Annotated in this window: 18 protein-coding genes and 1 pseudogene; 13 read left to right on the top strand and 6 right to left on the bottom strand. The window is 68.1% G+C overall.

The genetic code is table 11. The features are described 5' to 3' along the window. The first annotated feature begins 26 nt into the window (after positions 1 to 26). Positions 27 to 905 (top strand): annotated as a pseudogene (locus KXD97_RS25660) (SDR family oxidoreductase). Then, positions 905 to 2,350, top strand: coding sequence for a DUF1254 domain-containing protein (locus tag KXD97_RS25655; protein WP_260753410.1), 1,446 nt, complete (start codon positions 905 to 907; stop codon positions 2,348 to 2,350). The pseudogene KXD97_RS25660 and the gene KXD97_RS25655 overlap by 1 nt, the downstream one beginning before the upstream one ends. 109 nt (positions 2,351 to 2,459) lie before the next feature. On the opposite strand, the gene KXD97_RS25650 is transcribed toward KXD97_RS25655, so the two are convergent. Continuing rightward, entirely contained in the window at positions 2,460 to 3,350 is an 891-nt protein-coding gene (locus KXD97_RS25650) for a PAC2 family protein (protein WP_260753409.1), read from the bottom strand. Positions 3,351 to 3,748: 398 nt separating this feature from the next. Between KXD97_RS25650 and metH the strand changes: the two genes are divergently transcribed. The 9 genes from metH to KXD97_RS25605 all read left to right on the top strand — a co-directional run bounded on the left by metH (position 3,749) and on the right by KXD97_RS25605 (position 14,819). After that, a complete protein-coding gene (gene metH, locus KXD97_RS25645; RefSeq protein WP_260753407.1) occupies positions 3,749 to 7,552 on the top strand; it encodes a methionine synthase in 3,804 nt (1,267 codons plus the stop codon). A gap of 149 nt (positions 7,553 to 7,701) precedes the next feature. Further along, a complete protein-coding gene (locus KXD97_RS25640) occupies positions 7,702 to 8,385 on the top strand; it encodes an HAD family phosphatase (protein WP_260753405.1) in 684 nt (227 codons plus the stop codon). A 110-nt stretch (positions 8,386 to 8,495) separates the two neighbouring features. After that, positions 8,496 to 9,968 carry a sugar porter family MFS transporter gene (locus KXD97_RS25635; RefSeq protein WP_260753404.1) on the top strand — a complete coding sequence of 491 codons (1,473 nt, stop codon included), beginning with the start codon at positions 8,496 to 8,498 and terminating at the stop codon, positions 9,966 to 9,968. Between the two features lie 83 nt (positions 9,969 to 10,051). Then, positions 10,052 to 10,333 (top strand): phosphoribosyl-ATP diphosphatase, encoded by a 282-nt coding sequence (locus tag KXD97_RS25630; protein ID WP_260753403.1) that lies wholly within the window; start codon positions 10,052 to 10,054, stop codon positions 10,331 to 10,333. Position 10,334: 1 nt separating this feature from the next. Then, entirely contained in the window at positions 10,335 to 11,183 is an 849-nt protein-coding gene (hisG, locus tag KXD97_RS25625) for an ATP phosphoribosyltransferase (protein ID WP_260753402.1), read from the top strand. Positions 11,184 to 11,250: 67 nt separating this feature from the next. Then, positions 11,251 to 11,733 carry a DUF4126 family protein gene (locus tag KXD97_RS25620; protein WP_260753401.1) on the top strand — a complete coding sequence of 161 codons (483 nt, stop codon included), beginning with the start codon at positions 11,251 to 11,253 and terminating at the stop codon, positions 11,731 to 11,733. 8 nt (positions 11,734 to 11,741) lie between these two features. Further along, entirely contained in the window at positions 11,742 to 13,118 is a 1,377-nt protein-coding gene (locus KXD97_RS25615; protein WP_260753400.1) for an FAD-containing oxidoreductase, read from the top strand. Positions 13,119 to 13,185: 67 nt separating this feature from the next. Next, entirely contained in the window at positions 13,186 to 13,875 is a 690-nt protein-coding gene (locus KXD97_RS25610; protein WP_260753399.1) for a TetR/AcrR family transcriptional regulator, read from the top strand. A gap of 5 nt (positions 13,876 to 13,880) precedes the next feature. Then, positions 13,881 to 14,819 carry a R2-like ligand-binding oxidase gene (locus KXD97_RS25605; protein ID WP_260758149.1) on the top strand — a complete coding sequence of 313 codons (939 nt, stop codon included), beginning with the start codon at positions 13,881 to 13,883 and terminating at the stop codon, positions 14,817 to 14,819. Between the two features lie 12 nt (positions 14,820 to 14,831). Here the strand turns inward: KXD97_RS25605 and KXD97_RS25600 are convergent, their stop codons facing one another. Together KXD97_RS25600 and KXD97_RS25595 are read right to left on the bottom strand one after the other, a co-directional pair. After that, positions 14,832 to 15,641 (bottom strand): thioesterase family protein, encoded by an 810-nt coding sequence (locus KXD97_RS25600; protein ID WP_260753398.1) that lies wholly within the window; start codon positions 15,639 to 15,641, stop codon positions 14,832 to 14,834. Beyond that, complete coding sequence (locus KXD97_RS25595; RefSeq protein ID WP_260753397.1) at positions 15,638 to 16,522, bottom strand: RecB family exonuclease; 885 nt, start codon at positions 16,520 to 16,522, stop codon at positions 15,638 to 15,640. Before KXD97_RS25595 ends, KXD97_RS25600 begins: the two co-directional genes overlap by 4 nt. An 84-nt stretch (positions 16,523 to 16,606) precedes the next feature. On the opposite strand from KXD97_RS25595, the gene KXD97_RS25590 reads away from it, so the two are divergent. Then, complete coding sequence (locus KXD97_RS25590) at positions 16,607 to 17,434, top strand: tRNA (adenine-N1)-methyltransferase (protein ID WP_260753395.1); 828 nt, start codon at positions 16,607 to 16,609, stop codon at positions 17,432 to 17,434. A 23-nt stretch (positions 17,435 to 17,457) separates the two neighbouring features. Here KXD97_RS25590 and KXD97_RS25585 read toward each other — a convergent pair whose 3' ends face one another. From KXD97_RS25585 to KXD97_RS25575, 3 genes are read right to left on the bottom strand one after another with little or no spacing between them, the layout of a single operon-like run. Beyond that, positions 17,458 to 17,754 carry a DUF503 domain-containing protein gene (locus KXD97_RS25585; RefSeq protein WP_260753394.1) on the bottom strand — a complete coding sequence of 99 codons (297 nt, stop codon included), beginning with the start codon at positions 17,752 to 17,754 and terminating at the stop codon, positions 17,458 to 17,460. A gap of 3 nt (positions 17,755 to 17,757) precedes the next feature. Then, positions 17,758 to 18,291 (bottom strand): hypothetical protein, encoded by a 534-nt coding sequence (locus tag KXD97_RS25580; protein ID WP_260753392.1) that lies wholly within the window; start codon positions 18,289 to 18,291, stop codon positions 17,758 to 17,760. After that, positions 18,288 to 18,788, bottom strand: a complete 501-nt coding sequence (locus KXD97_RS25575) for a hypothetical protein (protein WP_260753390.1) — start codon at positions 18,786 to 18,788, stop codon at positions 18,288 to 18,290. Before KXD97_RS25575 ends, KXD97_RS25580 begins: the two co-directional genes overlap by 4 nt. A gap of 146 nt (positions 18,789 to 18,934) precedes the next feature. Here KXD97_RS25575 and arc point away from each other — a divergent pair, with 146 nt between their 5' ends. Beyond that, positions 18,935 to 20,773 carry a proteasome ATPase gene (gene arc, locus KXD97_RS25570; RefSeq protein ID WP_260753389.1) on the top strand — a complete coding sequence of 613 codons (1,839 nt, stop codon included), beginning with the start codon at positions 18,935 to 18,937 and terminating at the stop codon, positions 20,771 to 20,773. The last annotated feature ends 28 nt before the right edge of the window (positions 20,774 to 20,801 follow it).

Below are 20,801 nucleotides of genomic sequence, written 5' to 3'. Positions count from 1 at the left end.
CCGCGGTCAGGGAGTAGGTTTCGGCCATGACATCGGTGGCCGGAACAACTGCGTTCATCACCGGAGGGGCCCGCGGCGTCGGCGCCGAGGTCGCGCGGCGCCTGCACGCCAGAGGTGCCCGCCTCGTGCTCACCGACCTGGACGAGGCGCCGCTGACCGCACTGCGCGAGGCTCTGGGCACCGACCGGGTGCACACCGTGGTCGCCGACGTCCGTGACCTCTCGGCCATGGAGAGCGCCGCCGCGAGTGCCGTGGAGCGGTTCGGCGGTATCGACATCGTGATGGCCAACGCCGGCATCGCCTCCTACGGCTCGGTGCTACAGGTCGACCCCAAAGCCTTCCGCACGCTGATGGAGGTCAACGTCACCGGCGTGTTCCACACGGTGCGCGCCACTCTGCCGTCGGTGCCGGAGCGGCGCGGCTACGTGCTGATCGTGTCGTCGCTGGCCGCGTACGCGGCCGCACCGGGCCTGGCGCCCTACAACGCGTCCAAGGCCGCCGTCGAGCAGTTCGCCAACGCGCTGCGCCTGGAGGTCGGGTTCCGCGGCGTCGCCGTCGGGTCGGCGCACATGTCCTGGATCGACACCCCGCTCGTCAACGACACCAAGGCCGACCTGTCGACGTTCACCGAGATGCTCAGCCGGCTGCCGTTCCCGCTGAACAGAACCACCTCCGTCGAGGCGTGCGGGGAGGCCTTCGTGGCCGGCATCGAACAGCGCAGGCGCTAGATCAACTGTCCGGGCTGGGTCGGGCTGCTGCGCTGGCTCAAACCCCTGCTCTCCACGCGCCTCGGCGAACAGCAGGTGCTCAAGTTCATCCCCGACCTGCTGCCCCGGATGGACGCCGAGGTCGCCGCGCTGGGCCGGTCGTTGGGCGCCCGCACCCAGGAACTGGAGGACCGTTGATGCTGTCACTGCGCCGCCCGACCGCCGCCGCGGTGGCCTTGCTGCTGCTCGCGGCATGCGGCACCGACACGTCCACACCCGAGGACACCTCGACGTCGCCGGCGCCGGAGCCCGCCGCGCAGGTCAGCCCCGCCGAGGCGCGGGCGATCGCCAAACAGGCCTATGTCTACGGCTTCCCGATGGTCGACAACTATCGGGTGCAGTATTCGTACTTCGTCGACCGACAGGACCCGGAGTACAAGGGCGGCTGGAATGAGGTGCACAGCACCGCGCGGGTCTATACGCCCGACGACACGGCGATCCAGACGCCGAACTCTGACACCCCGTACTCGTTCGTCGGGGCGGACCTGCGGACCGAGCCGCTGGTACTGACCGTGCCGCCGATCCAGCAGGACCGCTACTACTCCCTTCAGTTCGTCGACGGCTACACCTACAACTTCGCCTACACGGGCAGCCGCACCACCGGAAACGGCGGCGGACGGTATCTGCTGGCCGGACCCGGGTGGCAGGGCGAGAAACCCGAGGGCATCGACGAGGTCATCCGCTCGGACACCGAGTTGGCCTTCGTGCTCTACCGCACCCAGCTGTTCGGACCGTCGGACATCGAGGAGGTCCGCAAGATCCAGGCGGGCTACCAGGTCGCCCCGCTGTCGGTGTACCTCAACCAGCCCTCGCCGGAGCCGGCGCCGGCGATCGACTTCGTCCCGCCGCTCCCGCCGGAACAGCAGCGCACGTCGCCGCAGTTCTTCGAGATCTTGAACTTCGCAATGCGGTATGCGCCGGTGCTGCCCGGCGAGGAAGGGCTGCGGGACCGCTTCGCGCGGATCGGGGTGGGCCCGGACGGCGATTTCGACGCCGACACCTTGAGCCCCGAGATGCGCGCCGCGATCGAGGGCGGCATGGCCGACGCCTGGACCGAGTTCGACACGTTCAAGAAGACCAAGGTCGACACCGGCGAGGTCGGTTCGGCGCAGTTCTTCGGTACGCAGGAGGACCTCAAGGGCAACTATCTGTACCGGATGGCCGGCGCCGTCCTCGGCATCTACGGCAACACCGCCGCCGAGGCCATCTATCCGGGCGCGTTCAACGACTCCACCGGTCAGCCCCTGTCGGGCGCGAACGACTACGTGTTCCGGTTCCCGTCCGGCCAACTGCCCCCGGTGAACTCGTTCTGGTCGCTGACCATGTACGAACTGCCGGCCAGCCGGCTCGTGCCCAACGCGATGAACCGCTACCTGATCAATTCGGAGATGCTGCCCAGCCTGGTGCCCGACAGCGACGGTGGATACACGTTCTACATCCAGAACGAATCACCGGGCATCGAGAAGGAAGCCAACTGGCTGCCCGCCCCGAAAGGGCCGTTCGCGCTGGTGCTGCGCCTGTACTGGCCCAAGCCCGACGCGCTCAACGGCACCTGGAAGTCGCCTCAGCCCGAGCGCATCTAACGCAGGCTCCTCTTCCTGCCGAGCGTGCGTGTCTGCGGTCGACACACCGCGCTGACGACGGAGTTTGCGCACGCTCGCACTGAAAACGGCTCGCTGAGAACCGGGCGCGTCAGCCGCGGAAGCCGGGACCGCGGCGGCGCAGGTAGCGCTCGAACTCCGCGGCCAGCGCGTCGCCGTCGATCTTGCCCAGCGCCTCGTTCATGTCGACCTCGGCGTCGCCGCGTTCCTCCAGCGATTGCACGTACTCGGCGACCTCGTCGTCCTCCGAGGTCATCTCGGTGACCGCCTGCTCCCATTCCTCGGCCTGAGCGGGCAGGTCGTCCAGCGGCACCTCGATGTCGAGGACATCCTCGACCCGGCGCAGCAGCGCCACCGTGGCCTTCGGATTCGGCGGCTGCGAGACGTAGTGCGGAACCGCGGCCCAGAACGTCACCGCGGGGATACCGGCCTGCACACACGCGTCCTGAAACACCCCGGCGATCCCCGTCGGCCCTTCGTAGCGGGTCTCCTCCAGACCGAACGTCTTGGCCGAGTCCGCCGAATACGCCGCGCCGGACACCGGAACCGGGCGGGTGTGGGGCGTGTCGGCCAGCAGTGCGCCCAGGATGACAACGGTATGCACGTTGAGCTTCTCGGCGATCGTCAGCAACTCCGCGCAGAAGGTGCGCCAGCGCATGTTCGGTTCGACGCCGTGCATCAGCACGATGTCGCGGTCGCTGCCGGGAGGGCGGCAGTGTGAGATCCGCATCGACGGCCACACCAGCTCGCGGGTGACGCCGTCGATCTGGCGGATCACCGGCCGGTTGACCTGGTAGTCGTAGTACGACTCGTCGTCGATCTCGACGATGGTCTCGGCTTCCCAGATCGCGTCCAGGTGCTCCAGCGCATCGCTGGCCGCGTCGCCGGCGTCATTCCAGCCCTCGAACGCCGCGACGACGATCGTGTCGCGCAGGTCGGGCAGGTCGGATCGCTTCGGACCGCCGAAATCCGAGGGTGTCACCAGGCCAGCGTAAGCCTTGCGTGCCCTCGATGACGGGCATCGACCCGCGCTGGGAGTTGTGTGCCCGACTACCCTGGCGGTGTGACTGGCGCAAACAACCGCGGGTACCGCACGGACCTGCGCGACGTGTCGTCGACGGGGTTCGGAGTCGAGACGAAATTCCGTCGGCGCCACCCCGGTTAACCTTGGTTACGCGCTGCCGGTCAAGCGCATCGCGACCGCCACGCGGGTCGGGGTCGACCACAACGACGAGATGGGCGTCCAGACGTCGATCGGGTGACGTCGTAGACTTTCTGAGGTCGAGAGGCGTTGCAACGGTTATCTGGGGGACCAGGTCCCTTCGGTATCCGCCACGCTCGGCAGAGTCAAGGACGCCTTCCGCTAAGGAAGGAACGCACGTGAACGCCTCTGAGCAGAGCATCTCCGGGTCGAACGCCTCCGTGCCGACTGCGCTCACGCCGAACGTCCGGCCTGACTGCACCGACGAACTCACGGCCGCGCTGCGCCGGCGGATCATGGTCATCGACGGGGCGATGGGCACGGCCATCCAGCGGGACCGACCGGACGAGGCCGGCTATCGCGGCGAGCGCTTCAAGGACTGGCCGAGCGACCTGCAGGGCAACAACGACCTGCTCAACCTGACGCAGCCGCAGATCATCGAGGCGATCCACCGCGAGTACCTCGAAGCCGGTGCCGACATCCTGGAGACCAACACCTTCAATGCGAACGCGGTCTCGCTCGGCGACTACGGCATGGAGGAACTGAGCTACGAACTGAATTTCGCCGGCGCCGCGCTGGCCCGGGCGGCCTGTGACGAGTTCAGCACCCCGGACAAGCCGCGCTACGTCGCCGGGGCGCTGGGACCGACGACACGGACCGCGTCGATCTCGCCGGACGTCAACGACCCCGGTGCCCGCAACGTGTCCTACGACCAGCTGGTCGCCGCCTACCTGGAGGCAGCGAATGGCCTGGTCGACGGCGGCGCAGACCTGATCATCGTCGAGACGATCTTCGACACGCTCAACGCCAAGGCCGCGGTGTTCGCCATCGAGACGCTGTTCGAGAAGCGCGGACGCCGCTGGCCGGTGATCATCTCGGGCACCATCACCGACGCCTCCGGGCGGACGCTGTCCGGTCAGGTCACCGAAGCGTTCTGGAACTCGATCAGGCACGCGCATCCGCTCGCGGTCGGGCTCAACTGCGCGCTGGGCGCGCCGGAGATGAGGCCGTACATCGCCGAGATGTCGCGGATCGCGGACACCTTCGTCTCCTGCTACCCGAACGCCGGCCTGCCCAACGCGTTCGCCGAGTACGACGAGACCCCCGAGCGCCAGGCCGGCTACGTCGCCGACTTCGCCGAGGCCGGCTTCATCAACCTGGTCGGCGGCTGCTGCGGGACGACGCCGGCGCACATCGCCGCGATCGCCAAGGCCGTCGAGGGCACACCACCGCGTGAGGTGGCGCAGATCCCGGTGGCCACCCGGCTCGCGGGTCTGGAACCGCTCAACATCACCGACGACTCCCTGTTCGTCAACATCGGTGAGCGCACCAACATCACCGGTTCGGCCCGATTCCGCAACCTGATCAAGGCGCAGGACTATGACACCGCGCTCTCGGTGGCCCTGCAGCAGGTGGAGGCCGGTGCGCAGGTCATCGACATCAACATGGATGAGGGCATGATCGACGGCGTCGCCGCGATGGACCGGTTCACCAAGTTGATCGCGGCCGAGCCGGACATCAGCCGCGTCCCGGTGATGATCGACTCCTCCAAATGGGAGGTCATCGAGGCCGGCCTGAAGAACGTGCAGGGCAAGCCGATCGTGAACTCGATCTCCATGAAGGAGGGCGAGGAGAAGTTCATCCGGGAGGCCCGGCTGTGCCGCAAGTACGGCGCCGCCGTGGTGGTGATGGCTTTCGACGAGCAGGGTCAGGCCGACAACCTGGAGCGGCGCAAGGAAATCTGCGGGCGTGCCTACCGGATCCTGACCGAGGAGGTCGGTTTCCCGCCCGAGGACATCATCTTCGACCCGAACTGCTTCGCGCTGGCCACCGGTATCGAGGAGCACGCCACGTACGGGATCGACTTCATCGAGGCCTGCGCCTGGATCAAGGAGAACCTGCCAGGGGTGCACATCTCCGGCGGTATCTCGAACGTGTCGTTCTCGTTCCGGGGCAACAACCCGGTCCGCGAGGCGATCCACGCGGTGTTCCTGTTCCACGCCATCAAGGCCGGCCTGGACATGGGCATCGTCAACGCCGGTGCGCTGGTGCCGTATGACTCGATCGACCCGGAACTGCGCGAGCGCATCGAAGACGTCGTGCTCAACCGTCGCGAGGACGCGGCCGAGCGCCTGCTGGACATCGCCGAGCGGTTCAACCAGTCCGACAAGGGGGAGGACCCGCAGGCTGCCGAGTGGCGATCCTTGCCGGTCCGGGAGCGGATCACGCACGCCCTGGTCAAGGGCATCGACGCGCACGTCGACGACGACACCGAGGAGCTGCGGGCCGAGATCGCCGCCGCCGGAGGACGGCCGATCGAGGTGATCGAGGGCCCGCTGATGGATGGCATGAACGTCGTCGGTGACCTGTTCGGCTCCGGCAAGATGTTCCTGCCCCAGGTGGTGAAGTCCGCGCGCGTGATGAAGAAGGCCGTCGCGTACCTGCTGCCGTTCATCGAGGCCGAGAAGGAAGCCAACGGCGGGGCGAGCGAAGCGACACGCAATGGTCGAGCCGCGAAGGACACCAACGGCACGATCGTGATGGCGACCGTCAAGGGTGACGTCCACGACATCGGCAAGAACATCGTCGGGGTAGTCCTGCAGTGCAACAACTTCGAAGTGATCGACCTCGGTGTGATGGTGCCCGCGAGCAAGATTCTGGACGCGGCCAGGGAACATGACGCCGACATCATCGGGCTGTCCGGGCTGATCACGCCGTCGCTGGACGAGATGGTCAACTTCGCCGTCGAGATGGAACGCGCGGGGCTGGAGATCCCGCTGCTGATCGGTGGCGCGACCACCTCGCGCGCCCACACTGCCGTGAAGGTGGCGCCGCGCCGCAGCGGTCCGGTGGTCTGGGTCAAGGACGCCTCCCGGTCGGTGCCCGTCGCGGCCGCGCTTCTGGACGACAAGCAGCGACCGGCCCTGCTGGAGGCCACCGAGAAGGATTACGCGTCCCTGCGCGAACGGCACGCCCAGAAGAACGAGCGGCCGATGGTGACGTTGGAGAAGGCGCGCGCGAACCGGACGCCGATCGAGTGGGACGGCTACACACCGCCGGTGCCCGCCCAGGGAATCGGGGTGCGCGAGTTCGGCGACTACGACCTCGCCGAACTGCGCGAGTACATCGACTGGCAGCCGTTCTTCAACGCCTGGGAGATGAAGGGCCGCTTCCCCGACATCCTGAACAATCCGGCGTCGGGGGAGGCCGCCCGCAAGTTGTACGACGACGCCCAAGAGATGCTCGACACCCTGATCAAGGAGAAGTGGCTGACAGCCAACGCGGTGATCGGGTTCTTCCCGGCCAACGCCGTCGGTGACGATATCGAGGTGTACACCGACGACACCCGCGCCGAGGTGCTGACCACGTTGCACAATCTGCGTCAGCAGGGTGAGCACCGCGAAGGTATCCCCAACCGGTCGCAGAGCGACTTCATCGCGCCGAAAGACACCGGTCTGGCCGACTACATCGGCGCGTTCGCCGTCACCGCGGGGCTCGGCAGCGGTGAGAAGATCGCCGAATTCAAGGCGGCCAACGACGATTACAGCGCGATCCTGCTGGAATCGCTCGCCGACCGGCTGGCCGAGGCGTTCGCCGAACGGATGCACCAGAGGGTCCGCACGGAGTTCTGGGGCTATCAGCCCGACGAGCGGCTGGACAACGACGCGCTCATCGCGGAGAAGTACGTGGGGATCCGCCCCGCGCCGGGCTACCCGTCGTGCCCGGAGCACACCGAGAAGGTGACGCTCTTCAGGTTGATGGACGTCAAGGAGCGCACCGGCATCGAGCTGACCGAGTCGATGGCGATGTGGCCCGGTGCCGCGGTCAGCGGCTGGTACTTCTCGCATCCCCAGTCGCAGTACTTCGTGGTTGGCCGGCTGGCCCAGGATCAGGTCGCCGACTACGCGAGGCGCAAGGGCTGGACCCTGCAGGAAGCCGAACGCTGGCTCGCGCCTAATCTCGGCTACAATCCGGAGGACTGAGCCGCCAAAAGTGCAGGAGCGCAAAGCGTTTCAGGAACGCTACGCGTCTTTTCCGGAGGCCGGCCGCGTGCGCAGTGCTGGAGCTCCCCGGCGGGTCCGCGTATCCGGCGGTTGGCGTCACCTCCCCTGCACATGCCAGAATGGTCGGCGTGCGAGCGGTGTTGTGGGACATGGACGGAACCCTCGTGGATTCCGAAAAGCTGTGGGATGTCTCACTTTCGGCGCTCTATGAGAGCTACGGCGGGGTGCTGAGCCGTGAGACCAGGACCGCGCTGGTGGGCGCGTCGGCGGAGGAGACGATGCAGACCGCCTACGCCGAACTGGGCCTGGATCCCGACCCGGTGGCGATGACCGAGTCGATCCGCTGGTTGCACGACCACACCGCCGACCTGTTCGACGACGGCCTGCCGTGGTGTCCCGGCGCCCGGGAGATGCTGGAAGCGCTGGCCGCCGAACGCATGCCGACGGCGCTGGTGACCAATACCGCGCGCCAGCTCGCCGAGCGCGCGCTCGACAGCATCGGCAGGCACTACTTCTCGGTCACGGTGTGCGGCGACGAAGTGCCGAGCGGCAAGCCGGCGCCCGACCCGTATCTGCGCGCCGCCGATCTGCTGGGTTTGCCGCCGTCGGAGTGCCTGGCCGTGGAGGACTCGGTGACCGGTGCCGCCGCCGCCGAACGCGCGGGGTGCGCGGTGCTCATCGTGCCCAACGAGGTGCCGGTCCCCGGCGGGTTGCGCCGCCGGCACGTCGACTCACTGGCCGCCCTCGACGTGGCCGGACTGCGCCGGATCTATCACGAGATCGACGCAGAACTGCCTGACCGAACCGCCTGAGCGCGACCCCGCAGGCGTAGTCCCGCGTACTTCCGGGAACACCCACCGCTGGAAGTCTCGAGTGATTAAATGTGATTCTCATCACGCGTCGTTGCGGGAAAGGTCGTCGCATGGCCGGTCACGGTGGTCCAGTCGGGGAGAGCCCGGAGATCTATGAGAAAGGCCAGGACTTCTCGTCCGGCAAGACCGCGATCCGGATCGCGTCGGTGGCCGCGCTCGGCGGCCTGCTGTTCGGCTACGACAGCGCGGTCATCAACGGTGCGGTGGACTCCATCCAGGAGGACTTCGGCATCGGCAACGCCGAACTGGGCTTCGCGGTCGCCTCGGCGTTGCTGGGTGCCGCCGCCGGCGCGATGACCGCCGGACGTATCGCCGACCGCATCGGCCGCATCGCGGTGATGAAGATCGCCGCCGTGCTGTTCCTGGTCAGCGCCTTCGGCACCGGCTTCGCCCACGAGGTGTGGACCGTGGTGCTGTTCCGCATCGTCGGCGGTATCGGCGTCGGGGTGGCATCGGTGATCGCGCCGGCCTACATCGCCGAGACCTCCCCACCCGGGATTCGCGGTCGGCTCGGATCGCTGCAACAGCTGGCCATAGTGACAGGCATCTTCGCGTCGTTCGCGGTCAACTGGATCCTGCAATGGCTGGCCGGCGGCCCGAACGAGCCGCTGTGGTTCGGGTTGGACGCCTGGCGCTGGATGTTCCTGGCCATGGCGGTCCCGGCCGTGGTGTACGGCGCGCTGGCCTTCACGATCCCGGAATCGCCGCGCTATCTCGTTGCCTCGCACAGAATTCCGGAAGCACGCCGGGTTCTGACAAGGTTGCTGGGGCAGAAGAACCTGGAGATCACCATCGTCCGGATCCGCGAGACGCTGGAACGTGAGGACAAGCCGTCCTGGCGCGACCTGCGCAAGCCGACGGGAGGCTTGTACGGCGTCGTGTGGGTCGGCCTCGGCCTGTCGATCTTCCAGCAGTTCGTCGGCATCAACGTGATCTTCTACTACAGCAACGTGCTGTGGCAGGCGGTGGGGTTCAGCGCCGACGAGTCGGCGATCTACACCGTGATCACCTCGGTGATCAACGTGCTCACCACGTTGATCGCGATCGCCTTGATCGACAAGATCGGGCGTAAGCCGCTGCTGCTCATAGGCTCGTCGGGCATGGCCGTCACGCTGATCACGATGGCAGTGATCTTCGGCAACGCAACGGTCAACCCGGACGGCACCCCGAGCCTGCCCGGCGCCTCCGGGGTCATCGCGCTGATCGCGGCGAATCTGTTCGTCGTCGCGTTCGGCATGTCGTGGGGCCCGGTGGTCTGGGTGCTGCTCGGGGAGATGTTCCCCAACCGGATCCGCGCCGCGGCGCTCGGCCTGGCCGCCGCGGGCCAGTGGGCGGCGAACTGGCTGATCACCGTCACCTTCCCCGCCCTGCGCGACCACCTCGGTCTGGCGTACGGCTTCTACGGGCTGTGCGCGGTGCTGTCCGGTGTGTTCGTGTGGCGGTGGGTGATGGAGACCAAGGGCGTCTCACTGGAGGACATGCACGGCGAGATCCTTCGCGAGAACAAGACCGCGGCCGGCTGAGCCGGCGATCGAGCCGGGCCGGCTGAGCCGGCGATCGAGCCGGGCCGGCTGAGCCCGGCCGATCGCGGCTACGCGGCCCCGACGTGACACAATCGCCAAACGTGAAGACCTTCGATGCGCTGTTCGCCGAACTGAGCGAACGAGCACGCACCCGTCCGGCAGGCAGCGGAACCGTCGCCGCACTCGACGGCGGCGTGCACGGCATCGGAAAAAAGATTCTCGAAGAGGCCGGCGAGGTGTGGCTGGCCGCCGAACACGAGAGCGACGATGCGCTTGCCGAGGAGATCAGCCAGTTGCTCTATTGGACGCAGGTGCTGATGCTCTCCCGCGGGCTCACTCTCGACGACGTGTACGGGAAGTTGTGACATGCTGCGCGTCGCCGTCCCCAACAAGGGCACCCTCAGCGAGCCCGCGGCCGAGATCCTCGCCGAGGCCGGATACCGCCGCCGCACCGACACCAAGGACTTGACCGTCGTCGACCCGGTGAACCAGGTGGAGTTCTTCTTCCTGCGCCCCAAAGACATCGCGATCTATGTCGGCTCGGGCCAGCTCGACTTCGGCATCACCGGCCGCGACCTGGCGCGCGAATCCGATGCCCCGGTGCGCGAGCGGCTGGCGCTGGGCTTCGGCGCGTCGACCTTCCGCTACGCCGCGCCCGCCGACCGGCGCTGGCGGGTGGAGGATCTGCAGGGCAAGCGGATCGCCACGGCGTTCCCGAACCTGGTGCGAAAAGATCTGGCGGGCAAGGGGATCGAAGCAACCGTGATCCGGCTTGACGGGGCTGTGGAGATCTCGGTGCAGCTCGGTGTCGCCGACGCGATCGCCGATGTGGTCGGGTCCGGCCGCACGCTGGGCCTGCACAACCTGGCGGCGTTCGGGGAGCCGCTGTGTGATTCCGAAGCGGTGCTGATCGAGCGCGACGGCGCCGAGGAGAACGCTTCCGCACGTGACCAATTGGCGGGCCGCGTGCAGGGCGTGGTGTTCGGCCAGCAGTATCTGATGCTGGACTACGATTGCCCGCGTTCGGTGCTGGAGCGGGCCACGGAGGTCACCCCCGGACTCGAATCGCCGACCATCGCGCCGCTGGCCGACCCGGACTGGGTCGCGGTGCGCGCCCTGGTGCCCCGCCGTGACGTCAACGCGATCATGGACGAATTGGCCGCGATCGGTGCCAAAGCCATTCTGGCTTCGGACATCCGCTTCTGCCGCTTCTGATCGTCACCGCTCATCGCGCCGTCTGCCGTGTTAGCGTCCGGGTGTCCACCCGGCGTGCGGAGGTCCGATGACGCAGGTTCTCGTTCTCGTGCTGGCCCTGTTGATCGGCGTCGTCGCCGGATCCCGTGCGCTGACGGCCCCCGCCGTCGTCGCGTGGGGCGCGATGTTCGGCTGGATCGACGTCGCGGACAAGTGGTCGGAATGGATGGCGCACCCCGTGACCGTCACCGTGCTGACCATCTTCGCGCTCGGTGAGCTCGTCACCGACCAACTGCCGAGCACCCCGAGCCGCAAGGTGCCCGTGCAGTTCATCGCCCGCCTGCTCACCGGCGGGTTCTCCGGTGCGGTCATCGGCAGCGCGTTCTTCCACACGTTCAGCGCCACCGGCGCGGGGATCGTCGGCGCCGTCCTCGGCACTCTCGCCGGCGCGGCGCTGCGCAGCAGGCTGGCCGGGGCCAAGGGCGGCAACGACCGGCCCGGCGCGTTCACCGAGGACGTCCTCGCGGTCGGCGGTGGGCTCCTGGTCGCGTTCCTGGTGAGCCTGGTCTAGGGGCAATGGTGAGCCAGCAGCGCCATTTCGACGCGATCATCGTCGGCGCCGGGCAGGCCGGCCCGCCGCTGGCCGGCCGGCTCACCGCCGCCGGGCAAACCGTCGCGGTGATCGAACGCAAGCTCGTCGGCGGCACCTGTGTGAACTACGGCTGCATCCCGACCAAGACCCTCGTGGCGAGCGCCCACGTGGCGCATCTGGCCCGGCGCGGCAACGACTTCGGGATCCGCACCGCATCCGTGACCGTAGACATGGCCGCGGTCAAGGCCCGCAAGGACCGCATCAGCGTCGGGGACCGTGAGAGCGTCGAATCCTGGCTCGAAGGCATGCCGGGTTGCACGCTGATACGCGGGCACGCCCGCTTCGAGGGGCCGCGCACGCTGCGGGTCGGCGACGAACTTCTGGAGGCGGACCGGATTTTCCTCAACGTCGGTTGCCGCGCCGTCGTCCCGGACATGCCGGGCCTGGCCGACATCGACTACCTCACCAACGTCGGGATCCTCGACCTCGACGTCGTTCCCGAGCACCTGGTGATCATCGGCGGCAGCTACATCGCGCTGGAGTTCGCCCAGATGTACCGTCGGTTCGGCGCGGCGGTCACCGTCGTCGAGCGGGGTCCGCGCCTGAGCGCGCGTGAGGACGAAGACGTGTCCGCGGCGATCAGGGAGATCCTCGAGGCCGAGGGCATCGACGTCGTCGTCGGGGCCGACGCGATCAGCTTCGCCAAGCAGGCGGACGGGTTCACCGTCACGCCCAGAGCAGGAGCGGCACCGATCCCGGGCAGCCATCTGTTGTTGGCGGTGGGCCGTCGGCCCAATACCGACGACCTCGGCCTGGAGGCGGCGGGCGTGCAGACCGACCACCGCGGCTACATCGTGGTCGACGACCAGCTGCGCACCACCGCCGACAACATCTGGGCGCTGGGCGACTGCAACGGCCGTGGCGCCTTCACCCACACCTCCTACAACGACTTCGAGATCGTCGCGGCCAACCTGCTCGACGGTGATCCGCGCCGCGTCAGCGACCGCGTCACCACGTACGCGCTCTACATCGACCCGCCGCTGGGCCGGGCCGGGATGACCGTCGACGAGGTTCGCAGATCGGGCCGAAGCGCGTTGGTCGGCGAGCGACCCATGACCCGGGTCGGGCGGGCCGTGGAGAAAGGCGAGACGCAGGGGTTCATGAGAGTGGTGGTCGACGCCGACACCGAGGAGATCCTGGGCGCGTCGATCCTCGGCGTCGGCGGTGACGAGGTGGTGCATTCGATCCTCGACGTGATGAGCGCGAAACTGCCGTACACCGCGATCTCACGCACCATGCACATCCACCCGACGGTCAGCGAGCTGATCCCGACCCTCCTGCAGGAGCTGAAGCCACTGAGCTAGCCCCCCTTGACTGTGGCATGGGTCACAGTAATATGACCACTGGTCACATCTAGCCTTGGAGGGCGCGATGCCGACGGTGACGTGGTCTCGTCTGAATGCGGATCGCCGCGCAGCGGTGGTCGCCGCCGCGGAGGCGGAGTTCGCCGCGCACGGATTCTCCGGCGGCAGCCTGAATGTGATCGCGCGCCGAGCCGGGGTCGCCAAAGGCAGTCTCTTCCAATACTTCGCGGACAAGCGCGACCTCTACGCGCATATCACCGACGTGGGCAGCCAGCGGGTACGCCGCCACATGGAAGAGCAGATCCGCCTTCTGGACCCCGCCCGCCCGTTCTTCGAGTTCCTCACCGACCTGCTCGACGTCTGGGTCGCGTACTTCGCCGAACATCCGCGCGATCGGGCATTGCACGCCGCCGCGAGCTTCGAGGTCGACACCGATGCACGTGTCAGTGTGCGTTCCGTCGTGCACCGGCACTATCTGGAGGTGTTGCGGCCACTGGTGCACGACGCGCAGTGCCGCGGTGACCTACGCGCCGAGGCGGACACCGAGACCCTGCTGTCGCTGTTGCTGATGCTGCTGCCGCACCTCGCCCTGGCGCCGTACGTGCGCGGCATGGACCCGGTCCTCGGGCTCGACGAACTCTCGCCCGAGCAGCCGGCCCTGGTCGTGCGCCGCTACGTCACCGTGTTGACGGCGGCCTTCGCCGCCGTCCCTGTGCCCCTCCCGTTCGCAACCACCGAAGGAGAAGCAGTTCCATGACTCACCTGACACGGACCCGGTCGGATTCACTGGCCGCGGGCGGCCTCAACTGGAACAGCCTGCCGCTCAAGCTGTTCGCCGGTGGCAACGCCAAATTCTGGAATCCCGCCGACATCGACTTCTCCCGGGACCGGGCCGACTGGGAATCGCTGACAGATCTGGAACGCGAGTGGGCCACGCGACTGTGCGCGCAGTTCATCGCCGGCGAGGAGGCGGTCACCCAGGATATCCAGCCGTTCATGGCGGCGATGCGCGCCGAGGGTCGGCTCGGCGACGAGATGTACTTGACCCAATTCGCGTTCGAAGAGGCCAAACACACCCAGGTGTTCCGCCTGTGGCTCGATGCTGTCGGCGTGACCGACGACCTGCAGGGGCTTCTCGACGACCTGCCCACGTACCGCACGATCTTCTACGAGGAGCTGCCCCGATCGCTCGACGCGTTGATGTCCGATCCGTCCCCGGCTGCTCAGGTACGCGCCTCGGCGACCTACAACCACGTCATCGAAGGCATGATGGCGTTGACGGGATACTATGCGTGGCACCGTATTTGCGTGGACAACAACATTCTTCCCGGCATGCAGGAATTGGTGCGGCGTATCGGTGACGACGAACGGCGCCACATGGCGTGGGGTACCTTCACCTGCCGGCGGCACGTGGCCGCCGACGACGCCAACTGGGCGGTGTTCGAGTCACGGATGAACGAGCTGATCCCGTTGGCGCTGCGCAACACCGACGACGCCTACGACCTCTACGACGAGGTCCCGTTCAACCTCGACAAGGAGGACATGCAGCAGTACGCCACCGACAAGGGAATGCGCCGGTTCGGCACCATAAGCAGTGCCCGGGGGCGTCCGCTCGGCGAAATCGACGTGGACTACTCGCCGCTGCATCTGGAGGACACCTTCGCCGACGAGGATCGGGCGGCCCTGGCGCGCTCGGCGTGACAGGCGGGCTGGTCAGTCGCGGCGCTGCACCAGCAGCGTCTGCGCGCACGTCCCGATGAAGCCTTCACGGTCGAAGATCTCGGCCGTGGTGACGCCCAAGCCGTCCGGGCCAATGGAACCCCGCGCCCGCAGCGCGAAGTCGTCACCGGCGGGCAGCCGGTGCAGGTGCACCACCGTGTCGGTGTTCATGAACAGGTACCGACGCGGGTCGAGTGCGGCGCCGATGCCATTGGCCGAATCGACCACCATCGCCAGCCGCTGCAGCGGCGTGGTCGGCTCCGAATCGATCAGCGGCACAAGCGGAGACAGCCACGCCTCGGCCGCGGCGCCCTCCGGGGTGTGCTGCCTGCGCCAGGACACGGTCTGCAGATAGCCCGGTGCGCCCTCCCAGGCGTGGGCGACGTCGCTGGCCCGGCCTTCGACCAGCGGCGGGTAGCGGTCGGTGGCGGCTTCGGCGGTGTCACCGGTGGCCAGAAGCCAGGCGGTGACCCGGGCCACGGCCCGTCGGGTGCCGTCGGGCCGGTCGGCGAGCATCTCGGCGGCCATCAGCGAGATCCGGGTGCCGGGGCGTTCCACCCAGGCCCGCACGCGCACGGTGGTGACCGGGATGGCGCCGAGGATGTCGAGCGTGAGCCGGCCGACCCGCAGCCCTGTGCCCTCCGCGAGGTCCTCGATGGCGCGGGTCAGCAGCGCCAGCGGCGGCGAGCCGTGCTGGATCTGCGGATCCCAGTTGCTGCGGGTGCCGTCGGTGGACTCGAAGACCGCGTACTCGCCATCCTCGTGTGCCGAGCCGGGCAGCCGGCGGAACAGGCAGTCGATCATGCGGCGGGCTCCGCGCGCAGCACCGCGTCCGGGTCGCCGTCCTCGAGTGTCTCGTCGAGCACCTCGGGCCATCCCGGATACGGTGGGGGAGTGCCGCCGAACGCGGGACAGAGCGCGCGGTGCGCACACCAGTCGCACAGCCTGGACGGATTGGGCCGGAAATCGCCTGTGGCGCCGGCGTTCTGGATGGCCCGCCAGATTGCCATCAGGGTCTTCTCGAACCTCTCCAGCTCGTCGAGCGCCGGCGTGTAGTCCAGCACCTGGCTGTCGGCCAGGTACAGCAGCCGCAGCCGGGTCGGCAGCACACCGCGGGACCGCAACAGCGCCACGGCGTAGAACTTCATCTGGAACAGCGCCTTGAACTCGGCCAGTGCGCGGGCCTCCGGCGGCGCCTTGCCGGTCTTGTAGTCGACGACCCGCACCTCACCGGTGGCCGCCACGTCGATGCGGTCGACGAAGCCGCGCAACAAGGTGCCGTCGGCCAGTTCGACCTCGACGCGCTGCTCGCAGCTCTGCGGGTCGAACCGGGTGGGATCCTCCAGCCGGTAGTAGCCCGACAACAGCGCCCGCGCCTGCTCCAGCAGCTCGGCCCGCAGGCCGGGTTCGATGTCGGCGGCCAGCGCCGGGTGCTCGGCGAGTACCCGCTCCCACGCCGGACCGACCAGGGACGCCGCCGTCTCCGGCACCCGGTCGGCCGCCGGCAGACGGTAGAGGTCTTCCAGCGCCGCGTGGACGACCGAACCGCGCACCTGGGCGGCGGACGACGGCTCGGCCAGCCGGTCGATGGCGCGGAACCGGTACAGCAGCGGGCACTGCTTGAAGTCACTGGCGCGCGACGGCGAGAGGGCGGGTCGGCGCACCGGTCTCGACGGCTCACTCATGGGATCGAGCCTAGGACGGCGGTCGGACATTTCCCGGCAACCCGGGCGTCGACCGCGGCGCGTCTACTGGCAGGCTGGTCAGCTGTGCGCAGAACCGGCCCATTCGACGTAGGTGATCGTGTCCAACTCACCGACGCCAAAGGCAGGCGCTACACGATGCTGCTCAAGCCGGGCGGCGAGTTCCACACCCACCGCGGGATCATCTCGCTCGACGAGGTGATCGGGCTGCCCGAGGGCAGCGTGGTGAAGTCCACCAACGGCGACCAGTTCCTGGTGCTGCGGCCGCTTCTGGTCGACTACGTGATGTCGATGCCGCGCGGGGCGCAGGTGGTCTACCCCAAGGACGCCGCGCAGATCGTGCACGAGGGCGACATCTTCCCGGGCGCGCGGGTGCTCGAAGCCGGCGCCGGCTCCGGCGCACTGACGTGCTCGTTGCTGCGGGCGGTCGGGCCGGAGGGGCGCGTGACGTCCTACGAGATGCGCGAGGACCACGCCGAACACGCCGCACGCAATGTCGAGACGTTTTTCGGTGCCACACCGCCCAACTGGGACCTGGTGATCGCCGACGTCGCCGATTACGACGGTCCCGAGGTGGACCGGGTCGTGCTGGACATGCTCGCACCCTGGGAGGTGCTCGGTGCGGTCGGCAGCGCGCTCGTCCCCGGCGGGGTACTGATGATCTATGTCGCGACGGTCACCCAGCTGTCGAAGACCGTTGAGGCGCTGCGGGAGCAGCAGTGCTGGACCGAGCCGAGGGCGTGGGAGAGCATGCAGCGCGGCTGGCACGTGGTGGGGCTGGCGGTGCGGCCGGAGCACTCGATGCGTGGGCACACCGCGTTCCTGATCAGCGCCCGCAAGCTCGCGCCCGGGACGATCGCGCCGACCCCGCTGCGCAAGAAGCGGCTGACCTGAGCCGACCGGCGAACCGACTCGGCCTACTCGTCGTCGCCGGTGCGCAGTCCGCGCCGGGCCGACAGCAGCTCCAGCTCGGGCCGGGCGGCCACCAGCCGCTCGGCGGCGTCGAGCACCTCCACGACACGAGCCCGGTCGGCCGCGACCATGCCGATCCCGATACCTGCGCGCCGGTGCAGATCCTGCGCACCGGTCTCGGCGGCCGAGACGGGGAATCTGCGTGACAGTTCGGCGATCACCGGCCGGATGACCGACCGCTTCTGTTTGAGGGAGCGCACATCACCGAGCAGGACGTCGAACTCGATCCAGCCGATCCACATCGCTCAGCCCGGCGGATTGTCGAGCGCCAGCAGCAGATCGGCGGTCTGCCGGGTGAGTTGCCAGGAGCCGTCCGACGGGGCGAACTCCATGGGAAAGGTGAACTGCCCGCCCGGCGGATTGGCCGGGGTGATCACCACGGTGGCAACGACGTTGCCGGGCTCCGCTGACGACCAGGCGAGGTCACGGGCCTCGAACGCCAGCGGCAGGGATCCGTTGTCGCGCAGCGCGGCGGTGAACCGGTCCAGCCCCGCGGCTTCGCCGGGGGTGGCGTTCTCGATCAGCGTGATCTTCTGATCTCCGGGCACCGCGGGGTCCGACAGCCGGGCCATCACATCGGTCAGCGCGGACGGCGGGGGAAGCGGTGGACCGCCGGGGGCGTCCGGGATCGGCGTGGCCGGCACCGACGACGACTCGACCGCGGAAGGGGCCGGCGGGGGTGCGGTGGTCGCCGGGTGCTCGGTGTGGGTGCACCCACAAAGCCCGAGCGCCGCCACGAATGTGGCGGCGCTGCGAACCAGGAACGTGCGAGAGATCAACCCACCGCGGACATCAGGGCCAGCGCCGACTGCTTGGACAGCTGCCAGCCGGTGGGGCTGGGCCCGGCGATGAAGGTCAACGGCTGGGTCGCCACGGCGCCCGTCGGTGCGGCCGCGGTGACGTTGGCGGTCACCACCGGGCCGTTCCGGTCGATGTCGGCGATGGTGAAACTCAGCGGGAAGTAGCCCTTGGCCGCGGCGTTGCTGTATCCGCTGTCGGCCACCCGAGCCTCGATGCGGCCCAGGCCACCCTGGACGTAGCTGGCCTTGGCGCCGGTGAAGGAACCCGGCCCGGACAGTGCACTCAGCGTCGACACCAGGGCGCCCTGCAGCTCGGGTGCCGGTGCGGCGGGCATCGGGGCGTTCAGCACGCCGGGTGACGCCGCGGCCATTCCCGCTCCGGCAGCAATCGAGGTCACACCCACAGCGGCAGCACCGAGGGTCGCGGCGGCTGCTGCTCCAGCGGTCACGCTGGTGACGAGGGTTTTCAGGGTCACGGCTGTCCTTCCGTTCGGCCGACTGATCAAGAAAGGCTAACAGTGGTGCTGGTGTGTCGAATTCCTACACCGCACACAATGTCTGAATCGCCGGTAGCTTTGAAGTTGTTACTGCACCAACTTCCGGTGTGGGAAGGGAGCGCAACATGAGTGAGTCCGAGCGTTCTGAGGCCTCTGAAGTCTTTGGGACATCCCCCGACAGCCGTTTGTCTCGCGAAGATGCGGCAGAACTCGAACAACTGCGCCGCGAGGCGGCGATCCTGCGTGAACAGCTCGAGAGCGCGGCGGGCGTGTCCGGGAGCGCGCGCAGCGCGCGTGACGTGCATCAGCTGGAGGCCCGCCTCGACTCGCTCGCCGCCCGCAACGCGAAATTGATGGACACGCTCAAGGAAGCGCGCCAGCAGCTGTTGGCCCTGCGCGAAGAGGTGGACCGCCTCGGACAGCCGCCCAGCGGCTACGGTGTGCTGCTCTCCGTTCAGGACGACGACACCGTCGACGTGTTCACCTCCGGCCGCAAGATGCGGCTGACGTGCTCGCCGAACATCGACACCAAGGAGCTCAAGCAGGGCCAGACCGTCCGGCTGAACGAGGCTCTGACGGTCGTCGAGGCCGGGCACTTCGAGGCCGTGGGGGAGATCAGCACCCTGCGCGAGATCCTCGCCGACGGTCATCGCGCCCTCGTCGTCGGCCACGCCGACGAAGAGCGCATCGTGTGGCTGGCCGAGCCGCTGGTCGCCGCGGAGGACCTGCCCGACGGGTACGACGACGACCTGGGCGACGACCGGCCGCGCAAGCTGCGCCCGGGTGACTCGCTGCTCGTCGACACCAAGGCCGGGTATGCCTTCGAGCGGATCCCCAAGGCCGAGGTCGAAGATCTCGTCCTGGAGGAGGTCCCGGACGTCAGCTACAACGACATCGGCGGACTGGGCCGCCAGATCGAGCAGATCCGCGACGCCGTCGAGCTGCCGTTCCTGCACAAGGAGCTGTACCGGGAGTACTCGTTGCGACCACCCAAGGGGGTGCTGCTCTATGGTCCGCCCGGCTGTGGCAAGACGCTGATCGCCAAGGCGGTCGCGAACTCGCTGGCCAAGAAGATGGCCGAAGTCCGCGGCGACGACGCCCGCGAGGCCAAGAGCTACTTCCTCAACATCAAGGGCCCCGAGCTGCTGAACAAGTTCGTCGGTGAGACCGAACGTCACATCCGGCTGATTTTCCAGCGGGCCCGCGAGAAGGCCTCCGAGGGCACGCCGGTGATCGTGTTCTTCGACGAGATGGACTCGATCTTCCGCACCCGCGGCACCGGTGTCTCATCGGATGTGGAGACGACGGTGGTGCCCCAGCTGCTCAGCGAGATCGACGGCGTCGAGGGGCTGGAGAACGTGATCGTGATCGGCGCCTCCAACCGCGAGGACATGATCGACCCGGCGATCCTGCGGCCTGGCCGTCTGGACGTCAAGATCAAGATCGAGCGGCCGGACGCCGAGTCGGCGCAGGACATCTTCAGCAAGTACCTCACCGAGGAGTTGCCGGTCCACGCCGACGATCTCGCGGAGTTCGGCGGCGACCGCGCGGCGTGCATCAAGGGCATGATCGAGAAGGTCGTGGAGCGGATGTACGCCGAGATCGACGACAACCGCTTCCTGGAGGTGACCTACGCCAACGGCGACAAAGAGGTCATGTACTTCAAGGACTTCAACTCGGGCGCGATGATCCAGAACGTCGTCGACAGGGCCAAGAAGTACGCCATCAAGTCGGTGCTCGAGACGGGGCAGAGGGGTCTGCGCATCCAGCACCTGCTCGACTCGATCGTCGACGAGTTCGCCGAGAACGAGGATCTGCCCAACACCACGAATCCGGACGACTGGGCCCGGATCTCGGGTAAGAAGGGCGAGCGGATCGTCTACATCCGCACGCTGGTCACCGGTAAGTCGTCGAGCGCCAGCCGGGCGATCGACACCGAGAGCAACCTCGGCCAGTACCTGTAGCGGATCCGGCTGGGAAGGCCAGCCGGGT

The sequence above is a fragment of the Mycobacterium sp. SMC-8 genome, assembly GCF_025263565.1.
Taxonomy (GTDB): domain Bacteria; phylum Actinomycetota; class Actinomycetes; order Mycobacteriales; family Mycobacteriaceae; genus Mycobacterium.
This window is presented reverse-complemented; position numbering and strand designations above follow the sequence as displayed.

What these genes read in the sequence shown, in the direction of transcription:
- KXD97_RS25635 (WP_260753404.1), top strand. Translation starts at nt 8,496, where the DNA reads ATGGCCGGTCACGGTGGTCCAGTCGGGGAGAGCCCGGAGATCTATGAG.
- arc (WP_260753389.1), top strand. Translation starts at nt 18,935, where the DNA reads ATGAGTGAGTCCGAGCGTTCTGAGGCCTCTGAAGTCTTTGGGACATCC.
- KXD97_RS25585 (WP_260753394.1), bottom strand. Translation starts at nt 17,754, where the DNA reads ATGTGGATCGGCTGGATCGAGTTCGACGTCCTGCTCGGTGATGTGCGC.
- KXD97_RS25610 (WP_260753399.1), top strand. Translation starts at nt 13,186, where the DNA reads ATGCCGACGGTGACGTGGTCTCGTCTGAATGCGGATCGCCGCGCAGCG.
- KXD97_RS25655 (WP_260753410.1), top strand. Translation starts at nt 905, where the DNA reads ATGCTGTCACTGCGCCGCCCGACCGCCGCCGCGGTGGCCTTGCTGCTG.
- KXD97_RS25595 (WP_260753397.1), bottom strand. Translation starts at nt 16,522, where the DNA reads ATGAGTGAGCCGTCGAGACCGGTGCGCCGACCCGCCCTCTCGCCGTCG.
- KXD97_RS25600 (WP_260753398.1), bottom strand. Translation starts at nt 15,641, where the DNA reads ATGATCGACTGCCTGTTCCGCCGGCTGCCCGGCTCGGCACACGAGGAT.
- KXD97_RS25620 (WP_260753401.1), top strand. Translation starts at nt 11,251, where the DNA reads ATGACGCAGGTTCTCGTTCTCGTGCTGGCCCTGTTGATCGGCGTCGTC.
- hisG (WP_260753402.1), top strand. Translation starts at nt 10,335, where the DNA reads ATGCTGCGCGTCGCCGTCCCCAACAAGGGCACCCTCAGCGAGCCCGCG.